The sequence below is a fragment of the Massilia sp. NBRC 108631 genome, assembly GCF_059704565.1.
In genome coordinates, this window is record NZ_BAAKJE010000052.1 from 1 (window position 1) to 229 (window position 229).

The 229-nt window shown below is 53.3% G+C and carries 1 rRNA gene; it reads right to left on the minus strand.

Annotated features, from left to right (window positions below):
- A 23S ribosomal RNA gene (locus AC6H42_RS05960) occupies nucleotides 1–229 on the minus strand; the annotation flags it as partial.

A 229-nucleotide genomic window follows, 5' to 3' on the forward strand; every position in this document is an offset into this window, starting at 1 on the left:
CACTATTAGCACGATGTCCGACCGTACCTAGCGTACCTTCGAACTCCTCCGTTACACTTTAGGAGGAGACCGCCCCAGTCAAACTGCCTACCATGCACTGTCCCCGATCCGGATCACGGACCAAGGTTAGAACCTCAAACAAACCAGGGTGGTATTTCAAGGTTGGCTCCACGAGAACTGGCGTCCCCGCTTCAAAGCCTCCCACCTATCCTACACAGATTGGTTCAAA